This is a genomic window from Pontibacillus chungwhensis BH030062, assembly GCF_000770675.1.
GTDB classification, from domain to species: domain Bacteria; phylum Bacillota; class Bacilli; order Bacillales; family BH030062; genus Pontibacillus; species Pontibacillus chungwhensis.
In genome coordinates this window covers 183368-204733 of sequence record NZ_AVBG01000001.1, presented here as the reverse complement: position 1 = coordinate 204733, position 21366 = coordinate 183368, and the positions used below count along the sequence as shown (strand labels likewise).

Sequence of the window (21366 nt, the reverse complement as noted above, 5' to 3'; positions counted from 1 at the left end):
TCTTATTTCTTCAATTGCTTTTGTAACGTGTACAGATGATTCATCGCTTCAATGGGATTTAATTCTAATAGATCGAGTTCTGATAATTGCTTTAACACTTGATCTTGAGCAGAACTTATCTCAGGCTGCTGCTTTGTTTCTTTAACCGAAACTGGCTCTTCTTTAAATAAAGATAACTGCTCATCTACTTCGCTTGCCACACTCTGTTTAAGTGATGCTTTATGCCCTTCACTAGAAGAACCTTCTAACTGAGTGAGAATTTCGTTAGCACGATTGATTAACCCTTCAGGCAACTCCGCAAGTTGAGCTACGTGAATGCCGTAACTCTGATCAGCCGCTCCGTCTTGAATTTGGTGAAGGAATACCACACGTCCTTCGTATTCTTCCGCACGGACATGAACATTTTTTAAATGGTTAAGTTGTTCGTCAAGGGCTGTCAGCTCGTGGTAGTGCGTTGAAAACATGGTTTTAGCATGAATATGGTTATGAATGTGCTCAACAATCGCTTGAGCTAGAGCCATTCCATCATATGTGCTTGTCCCTCTTCCAATTTCATCGAGTAAAATCAAGCTCTTATCGGTTGCACGCGTTAAAGCGTGTTTAGCTTCTAGCATTTCGACCATGAATGTACTTTGACCAGAAACAAGATCGTCTGCTGCACCGATTCTTGTAAAGATTTGATCAAAGATTGGAAGTCTAGCAGCTTCGCAAGGGACAAAGCAACCAATTTGCGCCATAATTGCTGTTAACGCTAATTGGCGCATATACGTGCTCTTACCACTCATGTTTGGACCGGTTATAAGTAAGAGATCTGTCTCTTCAGGCATATCTACATCGTTTGGAACAAACGTGTCATTTTGCATAACTTTCTCAACTACCGGGTGACGACCTTTTTCAATGGATACTTCTCTCTCATCAACAATAGAAGGTCTAGTGTACTGGTACTCTTCACTCACTGTCGCAAATCCCTGCAACACATCTATGGCACTGATTTGCTCTGCAAGAATTTGCAATGGGCGGATAAAGTTTTTCACCTGATCACGGACTTCTATAAACAAATCATATTCAAGCTCAACGCTTTTCTCTTGAGCTTCAAGAATAAGGGTTTCTTTCTCCTTTAATTCCGGTGTAATATACCTCTCTGCATTGGCAAGCGTCTGCTTTCGCTCGTATCGACCTTCAGGTAAAAGGTGAATATTTGCTTTAGTTACTTCAAGGTAATAACCAAATACACGGTTATATCCGATTTTCAGTTTGCTAATACCGGTTTCCTGTCTTTCTTTCTGTTCGAGTTGGGCGATCCATTGCTTCCCGTTTCTGGCCGCATCTCTATATTCGTCCAACTGGCCATTGTAGCCGTCTTTAATAAGCCCGCCTTCTTTCACTGTAATAGGTGGTGCATCCATGATAGCTTTCTCTAAAAGATCATGAACATTATCTAAGGGTTGGAGTTGTTCAGAAAGTGCTTTTAATTCAGGTTTATCGAATGAAGCAAGTAATGACTTTATTTCCGGTACACGTCCAATTGATTGCTTTAGCTGAACAAGATCACGCGCATTTACATTCCCATAAGCAACCCTACCAGCTAAACGCTCTAAATCATAAACGGACTTTAATGATTCCCTAAGCGTTTCTCTTTCGAAGAATTGCTCCATAAAGCCTTCTACCTGGTTGTAGCGTTCTTCAATGCTTTCTTTACGAAGTAATGGACGCTCGACCCATTTCTTAAGTGTACGTGCTCCCATGGATGTGACTGTTTTATCGAGCACCCACAGAAGACTCCCTTTCTTCCCTTGCTTACGGATCGTTTCCATAAGTTCGAGGTTACGCTTTGAGTACATATCAAGTGTCATATATTCTTTAAGCTGGATTTGATACACAGGTTTTAGATGATCGAGCGATCGCTTCTGGGTGTCTTGGATATAGTTAAATAATTGCCCGAATCCAATAATCAGACGCTCATCTTGCAAGTTTTCCACAAGAGATTGAAAGCTTTTAGGGATGGTGTTCTCTTCTTGTTTTGAGATCGTTACTCCAAGACGATCTTGCAAAGCTTTTTGATGGTCTTCATCAAATTTTGGTGGAACGATAATTTCTTTTACAGGTCGATTAAACAATTCACTTAGCACACCGTCAAATCCATCTTCTAATAAAGCAATACTGTTTTCCCCAGTCGTTAAATCGTTATAAGCTACTACATACGTCTCTTGATTAAATGGCGTAATAGAAGCCAAGTAATTATTCTCATCTTCAGAGAGCATTGCACCCTCCATAACGGTACCAGGGGTTACAAGTTGAACAACCTCTCGTTTCACTACCCCTTTTGCTGTTTTTGGGTCTTCCACTTGTTCACATATAGCTACTTTATATCCTTTTTCTATTAATGTTTTTATATAGTTTGCAGAAGAGTGATAAGGAACCCCACACATTGGGATGTTTCCTCCATCACGACTTGTTAATGTAATTTCTAATTCCTGAGCGGCTTTCGTTGCGTCTTCATTAAATAACTCATAAAAATCGCCTAAACGGAAAAATAAAAAGGCATCTTGATATTGTGCCTTAATTTGCATATATTGCTGCATCATTGGTGTTTGCTTTGCCATAAAGAATCCTCCACGAACGAATTTCAATTACAACACATTATAGCATATCAAGAAGCATTCTAACGACCGAATCATACTGGAAACCGAATACGATTCCACTGTAAAGGACAGAAGAGTGCCTGGCACCCTTCTGTCCTTTACAACAAAAAAGACCTGACACTTGCCAGGTCTTCTTCGAGCGTTATTCTTCTTCGTCTTGTGCGAGGAAATCTGGATTAACGTGTGAGAAATCATCACTTGAGACATCATATCCCCAGTCATCTTCATCACATACACAGCCATCTGGGTCAACTTTAACACAGATCTTTGTCTCACCTATGACTTCCACAATGAATTCCCGCTCAACATCAACGATAATCTTATGTCCTTGGTGCGCAATGCGTGCTTCTAAACAATTTGGTTGTTGCACGACACGAGCTATGACTTCAAAGTCACAGTCAAGACAGTTTTCATCCTTAATGGATAAAGGCACCTTATCACAGTAATGTACTTTCTCTGTAACGACTTCTGTCTTTGTATTATCGCTGTACGAATACCATACATTGATTTCGTAACTACCAGAAACCTCAACGTAATCGCCCTTTTTCTTTGCATTATAAATGTGGTTGATTACCCAGCATCCTAGAATGCTTGTTGGGCGATGAGATGGTGTTACAGTATTTGTGTCCTGGATAAACTTTCTACCCTTTCCACATACCGCTTTTGTAATAATCTCACGATACTCCTGATCAAATAACGACATGAGAGCCCAACCTCCTCCTTCTTTGTTCACTTACATACTATGCGAGACATTAGCCCGAAGTGCACAGATCATAAAGATAAATCAATAATCATGGCAGGTTGAAACTTTAGTTCCTACTTCATTCTATGCAAGAGCCTAGAAAAATGTACGAAAAGTTTTAGAAGCAATAAAAAAGAGCACTCTCTTATTCGAGAGTACTCTTTCATCTCATTCATTAATGATCACAAGAACCGCCTGATTGAGCGGCAGAACCTGTTGTTCCTTCTAACAAATCTCCACCTGTGTCACGAATAATTTGATTTGTTACTTCATTAGCGATCGTGTTCGTCACACTTTGCAAGAAGTCATTAACGGACGATTGCGTTTGTTTGAATTCTTCCACAACCGGAATAGCGTCTAATTCGGCTTGAAGACGATCAATTTCTTTCTCTACTTTCTTCTGAGCTTCTGTTTTCTCATAGTATTGAAAATTCACAGCTTGCTTTTGAAGAGATTTAATACGACTGATATATTCCTGAACCTTTTTATTTTCATTTAATTTCGCTTCCACTTGCTTAAAACGCTCAATTTCTGGCGTCTCTACGATTTGATGCGCAAGGCTTTGAGCTTGTTGAATGACTTCACTACGAGTATATGTTGACATTTATTTCACCTCTACTGCTTCGACCATTTCTCCATCCAACGACCATGTTTTGGCTTTTGTCACTCGAACAGGGACAATTTGACCAATAATGGATTTTGGACCACGGAAATTCACGAGCTTATTTTTATCTGTATGACCAGCTAGTACATCTGGGTTATTCTTACTTTCCCCTTCTACTAGCACATGGACAATTTCATTTTCGTACTTTTTCATTGCTTGAGCGGATTGATGATTAATAACAGCATTTAATCGCTGTAAGCGCTCTTTTTTCACTTCCATAGGAACGTTATCCTGCATCTTCGCTGCTGGAGTTCCTTCTCTTGGAGAGTAAATGAACGTATAAGCACCTTCAAATCCAACTTCTTCAACGAGACTTAACGTTTCCTGAAACTGCTCTTCAGTTTCGTTAGGAAATCCGACAATAATGTCAGTCGTCATCGTTGCGTTTGGCATTGCTGCTCGAATCTTATCTACGAGTTCAAGATAGCGTTCGCGGGTATATTTACGCGCCATAATCTTAAGAACTTCTGAACTTCCAGATTGAACAGGTAAATGAATATGATCGAGTAAGTTTCCACCTTGAGCTAATACTTCAATCAATCGGTCGTCAAAATCACGAGGATGAGAAGTTGTAAAGCGTACTCGCGGAATATCAATCTTATGGATTTCATTCATTAAGTCACCAAGACCGTATGTCATATCTTCGAAATCTTTCCCGTAAGCATTTACATTTTGACCGAGTAAAGTGACTTCTTTATACCCTTGAGCGGCCAATTGACGTACTTCCTGAATAATATCCTCAGGGCGACGACTTCGTTCTTTGCCTCGTGTGTATGGAACAATACAGTATGTGCAGAACTTATCACAACCATACATAATGTTCACCCACGCTTTTATATTTCCTTTACGTTGTCTTGGAAGATTTTCTACAATGTCTCCTTCTTTCGACCACACTTCAACGACCATTTCTTTACCAAATAGCGCTTCTTTCACTAAGTATGGAAGACGGTGGATGTTATGTGTACCAAATATTAAGTCTATGAATTGGTGTTTTTGTAAAATTCGATTCACGACGGACTCTTCCTGGGACATGCACCCACATACACCCAAAAGCAAGTCTGGTTTCTCACGTTTCAAGGATTTTAAGTGGCCAATCTCACCAAACACTTTATTCTCAGCGTTCTCTCGGATTGCACATGTGTTAAGTAAAATGATATCCGCTTCTTTTTGGTCACTTGTAGATTCATAGCCCATATCTGTTAAAATACCAGCCATAACTTCTGTATCGTGTTCATTCATTTGACATCCGTATGTTCGAATAAGGAATTTCTTACCGTTTCCTAATCCTTTTAAATCTTCAGGAATGTCAAAATCATAATGAACACTTACATCTTCTTTCCCGCGTTTCTTGGCGCTTTTTAAAGAAGGGGGTTGATAAGTCGTTTCAAAATATTTAGCAAAGTCTTCTGTTGTCTTTTCTTTTAAAGGTTTATCCTGAGTAGGCTTGTCTCGTTCAGGTTGTTGAATGGAACTCATTTCTTTTCGTTGCTGTTCATTCATTCAGAGAACTCCTTTCACACTGTCTCTAATTGTAATATTATATCAGTCTCTGACCTTAAAATAAAAGAAAATTTCGTGAACATATGTAGGAAAGAATAAGAAAAAGGCCTATTCCTCTACAGGAACGGCCTTTTCACAAAGAATAGGTTGTTAAAGCTTACAAAATGCCAAGCGTTTTTCCAGCTCGTTCAAATGCATTTAGTGCTTCCTGCAGTTCTTCTTTTGAATGTTCAGCGGTTACAATTGTACGGATCCTTCCTTTTCCTTTAGGCACAGTTGGGAACACAATTCCTTGAGCAAAAACACCCTCATTAAACAATTCATCTGAGAATTTATGCGTTAACGCGTCATCACCTATCATAACAGGAGTAACAGGGGTTTCACTAATCCCTGTATCAAACCCAAGTTCTTTCAAACCATCTTTGAAGAATTTCGTATTATCCCAAAGTTTTTGTATTAACTCTGGTTCCTCAAGTAAAACATCAATAGCTGCATCGCACGCTGCTGTTACAGCTGGAGGATGAGATGTACTGAATAAAAATGGTCTCCCTTTATGGATTAAATATTCTTTTAATGTTTGAGAAGTAGCCACATACCCCCCAAGGACACCAATAGCCTTGCTTAATGTTCCTACCTGGATATGTACTCTACCGTCTAGTCCAAAATGGTTAACAGTACCTCTTCCATTCTCACCAAGCACACCACTAGCATGAGCATCATCTACCATGATAAGTGCATCATACTTCTCAGCAAGCTCTACAATTTCTATTAAAGGAGCAATATTTCCATCCATAGAGAATACTCCATCTGTCACAACAAGTCGTGTACGGTATTCACTTGATTCTTTCAATTTAGCTTCAAGTGACTCCATATCTACATGCTTGTAGATCTTTCTTGCAGCTTTTGTTAAGCGAATCCCATCGATAATAGAAGCATGGTTCAGTTCATCTGAAATGACAACATCCTGGTCATTTAACATAGAAGATAATACACCTTGGTTTGTTGTAAAACCAGATTGAAACACAAGAGCAGCTTCCGTGTGTTTAAACTTCGCTAATTTACGTTCGTACTCTTCATGCATAGAAAGTGTTCCAGCGATTGTACGAACTGACCCAGTTCCAACACCATACTCTTTAACCGCTTCTTCAGCTGCTTGCTTAAGCCTAGGGTGTGAGGTTAACCCAAGATAGTTGTTAGAAGACAGTTGGATAACATTTTTGCCTTTAATCGTTACACGAGAGCCTTGTGCAGATTCGAGCGGAATCAGCTCTCTGAATGTCCCTTGGTCTTTCATTTCCTCTAGTTCTGTTTGTAAATGTTCAAAACCTTTCATACCGTAAAAACCTCCTAAATTATTATGGGATTATGGATGCAAAACAACTTTGCCGCATTTACCCTCATTCATTAACTCAAACCCCTTATGGAAATCTTCAAGAGGTAAGTGGTGAGTAAGAATGGGAGTCACATCAACTTGATTAGATTGCAGGAGCCTGGAAACCTGTTGCCATGTTTCAAACATTTTCCTCCCCGTAATACCTTGCACTTGAATCCCTTTAAATACCACATCATTTGTAATATCAATGTGAACAGGTTGTACAGGCAGACTTAAAATCGAGACCCTTCCACCGTTTGTTATCATTTTAAATCCCTGATCCATAGCAACTGGATGCCCACTCATTTCACACACAACATCTACACCGTGCCCATTAGTAAGGTCTTTTGCACGTTTAACAGGGTCCTCATTTCCGGAATGGATGGTTATGCTTGCTCCCATTTTTTCGGCTAGCTCTAAGCGATATGGATTTACATCAAATGCTAATACCAGTGAGGCCCCTGCAGCTTTAGCTACGCCAACAGCCATAAGACCAATTGGACCACATCCAATGATTGCTACTGTTTTCCCAGCAACATCTCCATTTAAAACAGTATGTACAGCATTCCCCATAGGCTCTTGAATAGAAGCTATATCTACTGGCATATCGGCAGGGTTTTTCCACATGTTCTCTTCAGGTAAGGCAACATATTCTGCAAAACACCCTTGAGTATCGACTCCAATAATCTTAGTGTTTTCACAAATGTGGAATTGACCTGTTAAACATTGTGGGCATTGGTGACATACGATATGCGTTTCTGCACTAACATAATCTCCAACTTGTACCTTCGTTACTTTTTCTCCAACCTCGACAACTTCTCCTGCAAATTCGTGTCCAAATACATATGGTGGATTCACACGACTCTTCGACCATTCATCCCAATTATAAATATGGACATCTGTCCCACAAATAGACGTTGCTTTCACTCTTATCAGAACATCTAAATCTCCAACTGCCGGGATCTCTACTTCTGCTAATTCAGCTCCCGGGCCCCTTTCACTTTTCTTTATTGCTTTCATTTTTCCATTCATGATGAACAACATCTCCTTATTAAAACTCCCTTTAATACTATTAATATCATAAATAACGCTATTAATCTAGTATCAATTCCTCTGTTGTCCTCCTGATATGAACAAATGCGCACCATTAGAAAACGTTTTCAAAATTTATGAGTTAAACCCTCCCTTACTTCCTTGGAAACGTTCGTATGAAATTTTCATAACAGACCTTTCTTACTGTATCCTGCGGAAAGTTATTAACAACGATTTGAGAAAGGAAAGATTCATAATCTGTATGATCCTCAAGACCTGTAACCACTTTATCTGTACCATCAAAGTCAGATCCAAAACCAAGGGAGCACTCACCACCAAGGTTAATAATATGTTTCATATGACGAAGTACATCTTTCCTATATGCCACTAGAGTTAAGTTTAGAAATTCCGTAACATATGTTACACCAATAAAGGCACCCCTCTCTATTAAAGCTCGTAATTGAGCATCGTCTAGGTTCCTGGGGTGTGAAGCAATAGAATATGCATTAGAATGGCTCGCCATAGGGAAGTCAGCAATTTGCATGGTATCCCAAAACCCCTTATAAGAAACATGAGATAGATCTGTCCATATCTGTTCTTTATTTAAATAGCGAATTACATCTCTCCCAAAGTCTGTTAAACCCGCCCCTCTTGACTCACCTATCCCATCTGCAACCGCATTCCCCTGATTCCATGTTAAACCAACTGCCCTCACTCCTAACTGAACAAGTGTCTTAAGACGACTCAATTGATCTCCTATTGGATGACAGCCTTCAAGCGTTAAGACAGCACCTCTTTCATTGGAGCCTAGAGAAAGAAGGTCATCTTGACTTTTAATCCAGACAATCTTTTCATAAGGATCAACTATACGTTCTTTAAATAATTGAACCATCTCTAGAGCTACATCAAATTGGCTAGCATGAGGAACTGTTTCAGGAACGAAAATAGCAAAGCATTGCACCTTAACCGGCGAACTCATCCATTTCTCATAATTCACTTGTAAATCAGAACTATTAAAGAAAGAGCGCTCAGGGTTTTCCCATAACTTCCATAACACATCGCAATGAGCATCAATAATCATGGTGAACCTCCTTGTTGTCCTACTATCAATCAATCTCGTAAAAGATCCATTATATCTGTAAAGTAAACGATAAAAAAAGGACCCCTTAAGAGGATTCTAACTCAATCACTAGATTGATCTAGATTCATACCTAAGTGAGCCCTATCTATATAACTAGTAGGAAAAATTGTTTCAAGCATATAAAAGGGGTGTCCCAAAAAAGAATAGGGGACACCCTGTTTATTCAGTTACCTTGGCTCAACAATGAGTTTAATAGCCGTACGTTCTTCCTCATCAATCATGATATCCGTAAAGGCAGGGATACAAATCAAATCAACACCACTCGGAGCAACGAATCCTCGAGCGATTGCTACCGCTTTCACGGCCTGGTTTAGGGCACCAGCGCCGATAGCCTGAATTTCTGCTGAGCCGCGTTCTCTTAGCACGTTCGCAAGTGCACCTGCTACAGAATTAGGGTTAGATTTTGCTGAAACTTTTAATATTTCCACTACTAGTTCCTCCTTCGTAACCTAAGATTCTTCCATTTCTACTATATTCATGGAGTTGAAAAGTTATTCCCTCCTATTATGAACGAATTTTTCTAAAAATTCAAATAATCAGCTAAAAAATGGATGATCATCGTTAATTAGGATTCGCTCAACTTTACGTGCTTTGCCGGAGGAGGCATCCACATCAACAAGGAATGCACTTAGTTGTGTTCTTCCCGTTTTTGGAACTTCAAAACGTACTGGTAAATTTGTAAGAAATTTCTTAATGACCGCTTCCTTGTCTGTCCCTAAAATCTCATCATAAGGACCTGTCATTCCTACGTCGGTTATATAAGCTGTTCCATCCGATAGAATACGGTCATCTGCAGTCTGAACGTGAGTATGCGTCCCGACAACAGCACTTACTCGACCGTTTAAATACCAAGCTAGGGCTTGCTTCTCAGAAGTTGCTTCAGCATGAAAATCTACAAATATAAGATTTGTTCGTTTCTTTGCCTCTTTAACTAATTCATCCGCTTTTTTAAAGGGATCATCTAATGGTGGCATAAAGGTTCTGCCTTGCAAGTTAATAATAGCTAACTCTACGCCATTATCTTTCACATACATAATACCATCCCCAGGCGTTCCTTCAGGGAAATTGGCTGGGCGTATCATTTTATCAGCATCATCAATGAAATCAAAAATTTCTTTTTTATCCCAAGCGTGATTCCCTAATGTAACAGCTTGCGCCCCAAGTTCAAGAAATTTTTGATAGATCTTATGATTAATCCCTTTACCAGAAGCTGCGTTTTCACCATTAATAATAGTGAAGTGTGGTTGGTAAGAGTTTTTTAATTTAGGCAAGTAATCTTCTACCATTTGGCGGCCCGGTGAGCCTACTACGTCTCCAACGAATAATATTTTCATGTTTTGTCCCTCTCTTATTTCGTTTCATTCAGTGATACACAGTCATATAGGTAGTTCAAATGACTTTGTGGCTGTTTTTAGTATTATACATAGGTTTAGACATAAAATAAAGCGACCCAAAGGGTCGCTTTATTATTTTGCATATTCTACCGCTCTTGTTTCTCGAACAACGGTTACTTTTATATGACCTGGGTAATCTAACTCACCTTCAATACGATTCCTTATATCTCTAGCAAGTTGAACGGACTTCAAGTCATCGATTTCTTCTGGTTTCACCATAATACGAACTTCTCGTCCTGCTTGAATGGCAAAGGATTTCTCAACGCCATCATAGGACTCAGAAATCTCTTCAAGCTTTTCTAAGCGCTTAATATAATTCTCTAATGTTTCACTTCGTGCTCCTGGTCTCGCCGCAGATAAGGCGTCTGCTGCCGCTACAAGAACAGAAATAACTGAAGTAGGTTCTTCGTCTCCATGGTGTGAAGCAATCGCATTAATGACGGTATCATTTTCTTTATATTTCTTCGCTAATTCAACACCAATTTCAACGTGACTACCTTCTACTTCATGATCAATCGCTTTACCAATATCATGTAACAGTCCTGCACGTCGAGCTAACGTTTCGTCTTCACCTAGCTCCGCAGCTAAAAGTCCAGATAAGTAGGCGACTTCTGTAGAGTGCTTCAATACGTTTTGACCGTAGCTTGTACGATACTTCAAACGACCTAATATCTTAACAAGGTCTGGGTGTAAACCGTGAACGCCCACTTCAAACGTGGTTTGTTCACCAACTTCCCTTATAAATTCATCTACTTCACGACGTGATTTTTCGACCATTTCTTCTATTCGTGCTGGGTGAATTCGTCCATCTTGAACAAGTTTTTCTAGCGCATTACGCGCGATTTCTCTTCTAACCGGATCAAATCCAGAAAGAATTACAGCTTCTGGGGTATCATCAATAATAAGATCAATTCCAGTAAGTGTTTCAAGAGTACGGATATTACGCCCTTCACGACCAATGATACGACCTTTCATCTCATCGTTCGGTAAGTTTACAACGGAAACCGTTGTTTCAGCAACGTGGTCAGCAGCACAACGTTGAAGAGCAAGAGAAAGAATATTCTTCGCTTTCTTGTCTGCTTCTTCTTTGGCGCGGTTTTCTGCCTCTTTAATCATAAGTGCTGATTCGTGAGCAACTTCTTGTTCAACACGTTCTAAAATAACCTGTTTTGCTTGATCTGTTGTGTATCCAGAAATACGTTCAAGCTCAGTTTGTTGCTGCTTTCTCATTTCATCCACTTTGCTTTCCGTTTCTTCAATTTGTTGTTGTTTTTCAGTTAATGAATCTTCTTTCTTTTCTAACGTCAGTTCGCGCTTATCAAGCGTTTCACTTTTTCGATCCAGATTCTCTTCCTTTTGCATCAAACGGCTTTCTTGCTTTTGAAGCTCTGTGCGTCGTTCGCGAATTTCTTTTTCAGCTTCTTGACGAAGTTGATGATTCTCTTCTTTTGCTTCAAGCAGCGCTTCCTTCTTTGCTGCATCCGCATTACGATGACCTTCTTCAACAATTTGTTTCGCCAAATCTTCGGCACTAGAAATTTTCGCTTCCGCAATGGACTTCCGAACCCAATAACCAACAACATAAGCGATGATGACGAAAAGCAAAATGAGGATGATTGTGATTAAGTTATCCATACCATTCACCTCCTCTTGCTTTTTCACTTTTTACCATACATGTTTGTCGGCATGTACATGTTTGTTTCATTTTCATTTTCGTTTTTAAAGATTCAAAACATTTTGTATAAAGTTAAGAAAAATGAAAATTATACATATTAATTCTAAGCTTGACGAGGGTTATTGTCAAGGAAGCGTCCAATTTCTCCCTCTATTTCATTCATTCTCTTACATGTTCAATAACCCACGTAACCATATAACTCTATATCTGCACAGAACTGCTTGCCATTATGTAGGAAAAAATCCTGCAACATTTGCAGGATTTTTAGGTTTACCAATATCTATTAAACATCTAGAGTATCCTGGTTCCCATTTTCTTTGGCACCTTCAGGATCATCATACATGTCATAATGCTGACGAATCTTCGTATTGATCTCATCGTAGCGGTCAGGATTTTCTTTAAGATAACCTTTTGCATTTTCGCGGCCTTGCCCCATTCGTTCGTCATTATAGGAATACCAAGAACCACTCTTCGTTATAATGTCGAGGTCAGTACCAATGTCGATTAGCTCACCTTCTTTAGAGATCCCTTCACCGTACATGATATCAACTTCAGCCTGTCTGAACGGAGGAGCTACCTTATTTTTAACGACTTTTATTTTGGTTTTATTACCAACCATTTCGTTTCCTTGCTTAAGCGTTTCAGCACGACGCACTTCTAAACGAACAGAAGAATAGAATTTTAACGCACGTCCACCAGGAGTTGTTTCAGGATTACCGAACATAACCCCAACTTTTTCACGTATTTGGTTGATAAACATAGCCGTTGTTTTCGATTTATTAATAGCACCGCCAAGTTTACGAAGCGCTTGAGACATAAGTCGAGCTTGCAGACCTACGTGTGAGTCTCCCATTTCCCCTTCAATCTCAGCTTTTGGTACTAAAGCTGCTACAGAGTCAATGACAATAATATCTATTGCACCACTTCGAACAAGGGCTTCTGCGATCTCAAGAGCTTGTTCTCCTGTATCAGGCTGAGACAGTAACAGATTCTCAATATCCACACCTAATGCACGTGCATAAACTGGATCTAGAGCGTGCTCAGCATCAATAAATGCCGCTTGTCCACCTTGACGTTGTGCTTCTGCAATAGCGTGAAGCGCAACCGTTGTTTTACCAGAAGACTCTGGTCCATATACTTCTACGATACGACCACGGGGATATCCACCTACACCTAAAGCCACATCAAGAGCTAAAGAACCACTTGGCACTGTATTCACTTTCATTTCAGCTTGTTCGCCCAATTTCATGATTGAACCTTTACCGAATTGCTTTTCTATTTGACGTAAAGCCATATCTAACGCTTGTTTACGATCGCTCACTTTGTTTCCCCCTTACGAATTAACTACACCTATCATAACGCGTTTTTAATCATTTGCCAACAAAAATGCGAATAAATGTTCCCTGTTTTTAATGAGACGTTCTCCCTTAAAAATGAAATATCCTATTATGAAAACAAAATTTTAAGGGAGAACACATTGTTGATTTTACGATTTTAATAAATTATATAAAAGTTCATAACCTTTTTTAACACTTCGGTGTCTAATCATATCACGATCACCATTAAAGTGAAAACATTTAACGATTGGTTGGTTTTCATCTACATAAATTCCAATATAAACCGTACCTACTTCTTGACCTTCTGAAGGATCAGGACCTGCTACACCTGTGAAACTAATCCCTATATCACTGTTAAGTTTCTCTGATACATTCACAGCCATTGACATAGCACAAGCTTCTGATATCGCTCCGTATTCACCTAGAATGAGCTCTGGTATATCTAATAGACTTTTCTTAGACTCATTAGAATAAGATACGATCCCACCTTTACATATAGAGGAAGCTCCTTCGAATGAAACAAGGGTGTCAGTGAAACGTCCACCGGTTATGCTTTCAGCGGCACTTATTGTAAGTTCTTTTTCTCGCAGTAACTGCATCACCTTAGATTGAATAGTATCTTGATCGGTGCCATAGCAGTACTTTCCAATCCGTTTTTTAATTTCTTGTTCTGCTTCCTCTATAAGCGACACAGCTTTTTCCTCAGAATCAGATCTTGCTGTAAGACGTAGCCCCACTTCCCCCGCACTGGCTAAAGGGGCTATTGTAGGATTAGATTGTCCCTCAATTAAATCTTTCAGGTCATGTTCAAGCTGGGATTCCCCAATTCCAATAAAACGCAACATGCGAGATTGGATAGTTTGATTAATGTTGAAATATTTCTCTATATATTTAAAACCATCATCTTCTAAAATAGCTTTCATTTCTCTTGGTACACCAGGAAGGAACACCCATAATTTCTGGCCTTGTTGAACAACAAATCCAGGAGCCATACCTACACGATTATGAAGCAGATCTCCTCCCTCGATAATTCGTGCTTGACGCTTATTATTCGGCGTCATTTGTTGGTTGTTTCGAGCGTAGTATGCTTCAATTGAAGCTAATGCCTCATCGTCTTGTATAATGTCTTTTCCCATGACGTTGGCCGCTGCCTCACGAGTCAGATCATCGTCAGTAGGTCCTAATCCTCCCGTGATGATAATAAGGTCAGAACGTTCTGCTGATTCTTTAAACTGAGCTTCGAGTCTGCTTAAATTATCACCTACAACCGTATGATAAAATACGCCAACACCTCTGTTTGCTAATTCTTGTGAAATCCATTGCGCATTTGAATTCACAATTTGCCCTAGAAGCAATTCTGTTCCGACTGCGACAATTTCACCTTTAACAAGTTGTGTCATATTATTTAGATCCTTTCATTACATGCCAGTTTTTCATAAAGTACTCAACACCTGACACCACTGTTATAACCATAGCCAAATACAAAGCTATGGTTCCAAATGGAAAGCCAATATAAGAAAACGGGAAATTATGAAGGAGTAGAGCTGAAGCTGCAATAATTTGAATCCACGTTTTCAACTTACCCATTTGCCCTGCTGCAAGTACAATACCTTCTCCAGCTGCAACTAAACGTAATCCTGTGACTGCGAATTCACGACTTATAATTAAAATAACAATCCATGCTGCAGCTAAGTCTAATTCAACTAATGATATCAGAGCAGCTGACACAAGTAATTTATCTGCTAACGGATCAAGAAATTTCCCCAAGTTGGTTACGAGGTCATATTTTCGAGCATAATAGCCATCGACCCAATCCGTGACAGAAGCTACGATAAATAGTATGGCTGCTATCAGATGAGAAACTGGCAGCTCATTTTCACCTATGTTCAGTGTACCCCAGTTAAAAGGAACCGATAATAGGACCATAAAAATAGGAATCATTAAAATTCTTGAGATAGTAATTTTATTCGGGATATTCATGTTCAATAGACCTCCAATAGTCTCTCTTAATCAAATTTAAAATACAAGAAGGGAGCCCCATCGTCAAGATGACTCCCTTCTGGTGTTATTCTGCTGAAGCTTTTATGATACGAATTTTTTGAACATCTTGTTCATCTGGAGAGATCGGATATTCAAGAGACTCTCCGTTTATTTCAAGGGTAACTCCAGGCGTTCTTCCGATGTTAATGGTCACTTCTTTTTGGCCCTTAAGATCAACTTCTTGACCATCTTTAACTGCGTTCTCCATAAAAATAAGATTTCCAGAAGCATCTTTAATATCTACGTAACTCGTAGAGCCATTTACAGTAGAGAACGTTATTTTTAGCTCTTCGGCATTTTGAAGTTCATAAACAGAAATAGGGGTTACACCATTTGGAGTTGATTCCCCTTTTTCTTTTAGCTCGAGTTGTTTTTTAGGCTCTTCTTTCGTTTCATCTTCTTTTTGTTCCTCTTTTTGGGTAGAATCATTGGACTCATCCTCTTTTGACTCACTATTGGATGAATCATTACTCTCTTCTTCCTCATCGGATTCAGATTGGTCAGAGCTCGCCTTACTAGCATCTCCTTCTGGAGAATTGTCATTACCTTCAGAGCGTTCATACGTATCTACAGGTTCGTCTGTTTGCTGGGTGGGGTTGTCATTGTCATTGCTTGAACCCATTGTTTTCTGGTAGAACACTAAGGCAACAACAAGAATACCTACAATTAATAAAATAATGGTAAGCTTTGGCAAGAATGACATAAACGCAGAATTCCTACCTGAGGGAGATTCATCCTTTTGTCGTTGCAGCCTTGTATATTGTATATATTCTTCTTCACTAGAAGAAGGAAGTTCACTTTTGTGTTCTTCCATGAGGGATTCAGGGTCCAAGCCTACTGCTTCTGCATATTGACGAATGAAAGCTCTTGTGTAGAACTTGCCAGGCATAATGCTGAAATTCCCTTTTTCAATAGCTTGTAAATAACGAGTTTGGATCTTTGTTTCTTGTTGCACATCATCGAGAGTCATGTTTTGGGACTCTCTTGCTTCCTTTAATCTAGCACCTATTTCCATTGCATAACACCTTCCATCTTAAAAATCAAACATGGAAAAGCCGTCTTTTTGATCTAAGTCTGGCTTGTCGACTGTTTCATATGTAATTTCTTCATTCTCGTCATTCCTCAGCTCAAGAATATAATCAAAATCGTCCAGTTTGTATTCGGTTTCTCGTACTAACATATCAGGATGTTCTACTACTTTTGTAGCTGGTAAACGCATGATTTCGCGCACTAATTGCCAGTGCCTTTCATTGGCACGACGCGTAGAAACAATCCCATCAAGGATATAGACGTTATCAGATGAATATTCATCTTCAATTAATTGGCTTCGAATGGTTTGCTTCAACAAAGTACTTGACACAAACAACCATTTCTTGTTTGCTGAAACGCTAGCTGCTACAATCGACTCTGTCTTCCCAACTCTTGGCATACCACGTATCCCGATAAGTTTATGTTCATCTTTCTTAAAAAGCTCTGCCATAAAATCTACTAATAACCCAAGGTCTTCTCGAACAAAACGAAACGTCTTCTTATCATCAATATCACTATGTATATACCTTCCATGCCTCACCGCTAAGCGGTCACGCAATTTTGGGCGACGAAACTTCGTGATACTAATCGTGTCCATCGTTTCAAGAATGGATCTTAAACGATTAATTTGCTCATCATTCTTACAGAGCAGAAGCATGCCACGCCTGGAATCCTCAACACCATTAATGGTAATAATATTAATTGAAAGCATCCCCAACAAAGAGGAGATATCTCCTAGTAAACCTGGTCTATTTACTTGGATTTCATATTCCAAGTACCATTCCTTCTTTTCCATATCACAACTCCTTCCCATCCTAATCCCTCTTCTATAAGATCAGGTCTAATTACCCGATAGATCCATAAACTTTTCCAATTCAAGTTTTTTGAATACTATTACTATCATAAATGATTTTCAAATATTAGAAAAGGATATAATGTCTTGATTTAAGAAACGTTTTATTATACACACCTATTCTTATACGTACCCAAACACTCTACTCTTGAATCATTTCGCCTATTCTTTTTTCCAGAAGGCTATATTCAAGTTTAATGTTGTTATTTCTTATAACAATAAAAAATAAGAGGGGGACATCCCCCTCTTATTACTTCGTACCGTTATTGTGGACCAACTTAACCATCATGTTTGCAATGGCATGTTGTTCTTCTTTAGAAGCAACACTCCATAGATCACGAAGAACCGCTTCTTGATCATTTTTGGCATCCACTTGGTTCGCTAAGTAATCGCCTACTTCGTAAGCCAACTCTGATACGGCACGGTCATCTAAACCATCGCCTTCAGCTTGATGAAGACGATCACCTAAAAAGTCTTTCCAAGAATCCCAGTTATCTAATACAGACATGGTTATTCCTCCTTCATATGACTCGAACTTACACCCTTATCATTTGTGTAGAAGGAAAGAATTATTCATCCGCTTAACGAAAATCAACCACTCCAAGCGCCATTTACATTTAGCATTTGGCCATGTACATAAGAAGAACCATCTCCAACTAAAAACTCAACAGCATCAGCAACATCTCGCGGTTCCCCTAGCCTTCCTAATGGAATCTCCTCTTTAATTTGAGAGAGATCTTCGCTTGAAAAATGTGCATTCATATCCGTTTGAATAAAGCCGGGTCTTATACCGTTCACATGTACACCTGAGGGGCCAACTTCTTTTGCCAGAGCTTTTACGAAGCTATCCTGAGCACCTTTAACAGAAGAGTACACCACCTCACAGCTTGCACCTACTTCCCCCCAGATAGAAGAGATCATGACAATGTGACCTTTTCTTTGTTTAATCATATGAGGAAGGAGGCGTTGGGAAATAAGCCACGGGGATTTAATATGAATCAATAACAAATCCTCCATCTCCTTAGATGTTACATCTTGGAAGAGTTTGACCAAGCTTGTCCCACTAGCAAATACTAATGTATCCACTGGACACACGATGCTCTTGATCATTTCATCTATACTAGGCTCATTACGAAGATCACACTGTACGGTTTGTAGTACAGTCCCATCAGGAAGTGAATGACATAATTGTTCAATCGCATGTTGATTTGTTTGGTAATGTAAAATAAGGCTGTAGCCAGATCGAGCAAGCTTTTTAGCAATAGCTTGCCCGATCCCTCCACTAGCCCCTAATATAAAACATGTTTTCATACTCGAATCCCTTACGCTTCAGAAGGACGAACTTCACAAACAGCAATGCGGTCTTCTGAAATCCAATTCTGTATATGATTCATTACATCTTGTTTCGTTAATTTCTCAATTTCAGGAAGGACCTGGAACAAATCAATTCCTAAATGACGGTACTGAACGAAAGTAGTGGCAATAAACTCAAGAGAGTTCATTGACCGTAAGAACTGCCCAATTCGCTTCTTCTTCATGCGCTCAAATTCTTCATCAGTCAATTCGCGTTCTTTCAATTCATGAAGCATTTCTTTAACCCTCTTTTGAAACTGCTCTGGTTCTCTGGTGTTCCCACCTAAAATGGTGAAACCAAACGTCTTATGAAGATGGGTTTCAAATGAGAAGCTATCATCCACAAGATCTTCTTTATAAAGCTTTTCAAAGTATTCTCCACTTTTAGAGAAGAAGTGATCTAAAACCATACTCTTAATCATATCCGTTTGCAGGAATGTATCTTTCGTTAAGCTTGAAGTATCCTCTTTCACACCCACTAAGCATTTTGATACAGAAACCGGCATTTCAATTACTTTATGCTTATTAGCAACCTCTTGCGGCTCACTTGGATAGGAGCGCTTAATATCTTCTGGAGGCGCGAACGATTTTGAACTCTGGTTTTCTTCGATCTGCTTCATCATTGCTTCAGGATCAAAGTTACCTGCTAAGAAAAACGTCATATTTGATGGATGGTAGAACGTTTCATAGCACGTATATAAATCCTCTTTCGTAATGTTCTGAATTGAATCAACAGTACCTGCTATATCAATTTTAACAGGGTGTTCTTCAAAAAGACTCTTAATGGTACCAAAGAAAGATCTCCAATCTGGCTGATCATCATACATACGAATCTCTTGAGCAATTATGCCTTTCTCCTTTTCAACAGACTCATCTGAAAAATAAGGATTCTGAACAAAATCTAAAAGAGTTTGAACATTTTCTGAGATCTGACTTGTTGCTGAAAACAAGTAAGCAGTACTTGTAAAAGATGTGAACGCGTTCGGTGAAGCACCTTGCTTTGAAAAGTCTTGGAACACATCGCGGTCTTCTTTTTCAAAAAGTTTGTGTTCCAAAAAGTGAGCAATACCTTCTGGGACCGTCACTTGCTCATCTTTTCCAAGTGGTGTAAAAGTCTGATCTATAGAGCCATATTCAGTTGTAAAAACAGCAAATGTCTTAGCCATTTCTCGTTTAGGCAGTAAGTAAACCTCTAAGCCGTTTTCAAGCTTTTTAGAATATAGGGTTTCTTGTATTTGATCATAGTTAGTTGTCTTCATTATTCATTTCCCCCTTCTTCTTTCGTTAAGAAGTAGACGGTATCTAGCGCTACTTTCTTTGCTACCTGTACAACATCTTCGTGAGTAACACGCTCAACGTTTTCAATGATCTCATTCGGTGTTACCGTCGAGCCAGAAAGCACCTGATGATACATTAATTCGATTAAGCCATGTTGGTTATCCATCGTTTCTCTTAGTTGGTTAACAACGAGTTGTTTTGTTTCTTCAACATCTTCTTCAGAAAACTCCCCTGCTTTCATGGCGTCCATTTGCTTTTCAATAATATCTTTGGCTTGTTCATGATCGTTAGGATCAATTCCTGAAAAGACTAGTAAAAGACCTTTATGACTTTCAAATCGAGAAGCAGCGTAATAAGCCAAACTATGCTTCTCACGAACATTCATAAACAATTTCGAAGACGGAAAACCGCCAAAAATACCATTAAAGACTTGTAAAGCATAATAATCTTTGTCGCCATAACGAATGGATGTTCGATAGCCAAGATGAAGCTTCCCTTGTTGAATGTTTTGACGTTCAACAATCTCCTTAACTTCCGAAGGTGCATCTTGTTGAGTGGTTCCATTTTTTGAACGTTTCGGGTTAGCCTCTCTCTTAATCGTTTCTTGAACGAGTTGCTGAACCTCATTAGCGTCTATGTTCCCTTGTACGTACACATCCATATCATCATTTGATAACATTTCTTTATAATATTCATATAAATTCTCTGCAGTAATACCATCAAGGTCTTCTTCATAACCATGAACATGGAATCGATAAGGCTCTTCTTTACACATTTCATCAATAAGGCGAGTGTTTGCGTAACTCATTTTATCATCTTTCAAAGACTTAATCTTTTGAGTTAGAGTTTGCTTCTCACGATCAACGATTGTATTATCAAGTGCTTCACCTTCTACCTTAGGATGGAAGATGATTTCATTTATAAGAGCTAACCCTTGCTTTAATAAAGATTCATCACCTGAGAGCATTTCATCATTTGGAATCTCCATCCTGAAAGTCATTACGTGATCTTCCCCTTTTTTAGAAGAATCAACGCTTAGTACAGCACCGTAAAGACTATCTAAAGCTGTGCGAAAGGCACGAGCAGAAGGATAGTTGCTAGTGGCTTGTTGTAACACATAAGGTAAAAGAGCCCTCTTTGTGATAACCTCTCGATTTAGAGGTGACTTTAGTTTTACAGCAATGGTATTCGTTTTATATTTTTTCGTCGGGATCATATGTAAATGATATCCCTCTTGTTTGAACATATGTTCTTCAATGGTTGACATCATAATTCCTCCTTCGTGAGTCACACTATTTATGGTTAGCTTATCTT

The 21366-nt window shown here is 39.1% G+C and carries 19 protein-coding genes; all 19 read right to left on the bottom strand.

The genetic code is table 11. The annotated features are described in order from the left end of the window. Positions 1-2 precede the first annotated feature (2 nt). Entirely contained in the window at positions 3-2603 is a 2601-nt protein-coding gene (gene mutS / locus N780_RS00980; RefSeq protein WP_036778886.1) for a DNA mismatch repair protein MutS, read from the bottom strand. A gap of 181 nt (positions 2604-2784) precedes the next feature. Continuing rightward, entirely contained in the window at positions 2785-3345 is a 561-nt protein-coding gene (cotE, locus tag N780_RS00975; RefSeq protein WP_036778884.1) for an outer spore coat protein CotE, read from the bottom strand. 214 nt (positions 3346-3559) lie between these two features. Next, positions 3560-3988, bottom strand: a complete 429-nt coding sequence (locus N780_RS00970) for a YlbF/YmcA family competence regulator (protein WP_036778881.1) — start codon at positions 3986-3988, stop codon at positions 3560-3562. After that, positions 3989-5548: a tRNA (N6-isopentenyl adenosine(37)-C2)-methylthiotransferase MiaB gene (gene miaB, locus N780_RS00965; protein ID WP_036778878.1), complete on the bottom strand. Its 1560-nt coding sequence runs from the start codon at positions 5546-5548 to the stop codon at positions 3989-3991. A 157-nt stretch (positions 5549-5705) separates the two neighbouring features. Beyond that, positions 5706-6881 (bottom strand): glycine C-acetyltransferase, encoded by a 1176-nt coding sequence (locus N780_RS00960; protein WP_036778876.1) that lies wholly within the window; start codon positions 6879-6881, stop codon positions 5706-5708. A 30-nt stretch (positions 6882-6911) separates the two neighbouring features. Then, on the bottom strand, positions 6912-7952 hold the full coding sequence (tdh, locus tag N780_RS00955) for an L-threonine 3-dehydrogenase (RefSeq protein WP_052114827.1): 1041 nt from the start codon (positions 7950-7952) through the stop codon (positions 6912-6914). A 154-nt stretch (positions 7953-8106) separates the two neighbouring features. Next, positions 8107-9033, bottom strand: a complete 927-nt coding sequence (locus N780_RS00950; protein WP_036778871.1) for a dipeptidase — start codon at positions 9031-9033, stop codon at positions 8107-8109. Between the two features lie 227 nt (positions 9034-9260). Beyond that, complete coding sequence (gene spoVS, locus N780_RS00945; protein ID WP_036778868.1) at positions 9261-9521, bottom strand: stage V sporulation protein SpoVS; 261 nt, start codon at positions 9519-9521, stop codon at positions 9261-9263. 108 nt (positions 9522-9629) lie between these two features. Next, complete coding sequence (gene ymdB, locus N780_RS00940; protein WP_036778865.1) at positions 9630-10427, bottom strand: 2',3'-cyclic-nucleotide 2'-phosphodiesterase; 798 nt, start codon at positions 10425-10427, stop codon at positions 9630-9632. 132 nt (positions 10428-10559) lie between these two features. Next, positions 10560-12122, bottom strand: coding sequence for a ribonuclease Y (gene rny / locus N780_RS00935; RefSeq protein WP_036778863.1), 1563 nt, complete (start codon positions 12120-12122; stop codon positions 10560-10562). A 323-nt stretch (positions 12123-12445) separates the two neighbouring features. Continuing rightward, entirely contained in the window at positions 12446-13483 is a 1038-nt protein-coding gene (recA, locus tag N780_RS00930; protein WP_036778861.1) for a recombinase RecA, read from the bottom strand. 165 nt (positions 13484-13648) lie between these two features. Next, the gene (locus N780_RS00925) at positions 13649-14899 is read right to left on the bottom strand and encodes a competence/damage-inducible protein A (RefSeq protein ID WP_036778859.1); all 1251 of its coding nucleotides are present in this window, start codon (positions 14897-14899) and stop codon (positions 13649-13651) included. Between the two features lies 1 nt (position 14900). After that, entirely contained in the window at positions 14901-15479 is a 579-nt protein-coding gene (pgsA, locus tag N780_RS00920) for a CDP-diacylglycerol--glycerol-3-phosphate 3-phosphatidyltransferase (protein ID WP_036778856.1), read from the bottom strand. An 85-nt stretch (positions 15480-15564) separates the two neighbouring features. Continuing rightward, positions 15565-16554 (bottom strand): helix-turn-helix domain-containing protein, encoded by a 990-nt coding sequence (locus N780_RS00915; protein ID WP_036778852.1) that lies wholly within the window; start codon positions 16552-16554, stop codon positions 15565-15567. Positions 16555-16572: 18 nt separating this feature from the next. Next, on the bottom strand, positions 16573-17364 hold the full coding sequence (locus N780_RS00910; RefSeq protein WP_036778849.1) for a DUF3388 domain-containing protein: 792 nt from the start codon (positions 17362-17364) through the stop codon (positions 16573-16575). A gap of 307 nt (positions 17365-17671) precedes the next feature. Beyond that, the gene (locus N780_RS00905) at positions 17672-17929 is read right to left on the bottom strand and encodes a DUF3243 domain-containing protein (protein WP_036778847.1); all 258 of its coding nucleotides are present in this window, start codon (positions 17927-17929) and stop codon (positions 17672-17674) included. 83 nt (positions 17930-18012) lie between these two features. Further along, positions 18013-18732, bottom strand: coding sequence for an elongation factor P 5-aminopentanone reductase (ymfI, locus tag N780_RS00900; protein WP_036778844.1), 720 nt, complete (start codon positions 18730-18732; stop codon positions 18013-18015). Positions 18733-18743: 11 nt separating this feature from the next. Continuing rightward, a complete protein-coding gene (gene yfmH, locus N780_RS00895; protein WP_036778841.1) occupies positions 18744-20033 on the bottom strand; it encodes an EF-P 5-aminopentanol modification-associated protein YfmH in 1290 nt (429 codons plus the stop codon). Then, positions 20033-21319, bottom strand: a complete 1287-nt coding sequence (yfmF, locus tag N780_RS00890) for an EF-P 5-aminopentanol modification-associated protein YfmF (protein ID WP_036778839.1) — start codon at positions 21317-21319, stop codon at positions 20033-20035. Before yfmF ends, yfmH begins: the two co-directional genes overlap by 1 nt. Between the last annotated feature and the right edge of the window lie 47 nt (positions 21320-21366).

Bases quoted from the DNA above. Each gene is read 5' to 3' on its own strand.
- mutS (WP_036778886.1), bottom strand. From the start codon at position 2,603: ATGGCAAAGCAAACACCAATGATGCAGCAATATATGCAAATTAAGGCA.
- cotE (WP_036778884.1), bottom strand. From the start codon at position 3,345: ATGTCGTTATTTGATCAGGAGTATCGTGAGATTATTACAAAAGCGGTA.
- N780_RS00970 (WP_036778881.1), bottom strand. From the start codon at position 3,988: ATGTCAACATATACTCGTAGTGAAGTCATTCAACAAGCTCAAAGCCTT.
- miaB (WP_036778878.1), bottom strand. From the start codon at position 5,548: ATGAATGAACAGCAACGAAAAGAAATGAGTTCCATTCAACAACCTGAA.
- N780_RS00960 (WP_036778876.1), bottom strand. From the start codon at position 6,881: ATGAAAGGTTTTGAACATTTACAAACAGAACTAGAGGAAATGAAAGAC.
- tdh (WP_052114827.1), bottom strand. From the start codon at position 7,952: ATGAATGGAAAAATGAAAGCAATAAAGAAAAGTGAAAGGGGCCCGGGA.
- N780_RS00950 (WP_036778871.1), bottom strand. From the start codon at position 9,033: ATGATTATTGATGCTCATTGCGATGTGTTATGGAAGTTATGGGAAAAC.
- ymdB (WP_036778865.1), bottom strand. From the start codon at position 10,427: ATGAAAATATTATTCGTTGGAGACGTAGTAGGCTCACCGGGCCGCCAA.
- rny (WP_036778863.1), bottom strand. From the start codon at position 12,122: ATGGATAACTTAATCACAATCATCCTCATTTTGCTTTTCGTCATCATC.
- N780_RS00925 (WP_036778859.1), bottom strand. From the start codon at position 14,899: ATGACACAACTTGTTAAAGGTGAAATTGTCGCAGTCGGAACAGAATTG.
- pgsA (WP_036778856.1), bottom strand. From the start codon at position 15,479: ATGAATATCCCGAATAAAATTACTATCTCAAGAATTTTAATGATTCCT.
- N780_RS00915 (WP_036778852.1), bottom strand. From the start codon at position 16,554: ATGGAAATAGGTGCTAGATTAAAGGAAGCAAGAGAGTCCCAAAACATG.
- N780_RS00910 (WP_036778849.1), bottom strand. From the start codon at position 17,364: ATGGAAAAGAAGGAATGGTACTTGGAATATGAAATCCAAGTAAATAGA.
- N780_RS00905 (WP_036778847.1), bottom strand. From the start codon at position 17,929: ATGTCTGTATTAGATAACTGGGATTCTTGGAAAGACTTTTTAGGTGAT.
- ymfI (WP_036778844.1), bottom strand. From the start codon at position 18,732: ATGAAAACATGTTTTATATTAGGGGCTAGTGGAGGGATCGGGCAAGCT.
- yfmH (WP_036778841.1), bottom strand. From the start codon at position 20,033: ATGAAGACAACTAACTATGATCAAATACAAGAAACCCTATATTCTAAA.
- yfmF (WP_036778839.1), bottom strand. From the start codon at position 21,319: ATGTCAACCATTGAAGAACATATGTTCAAACAAGAGGGATATCATTTA.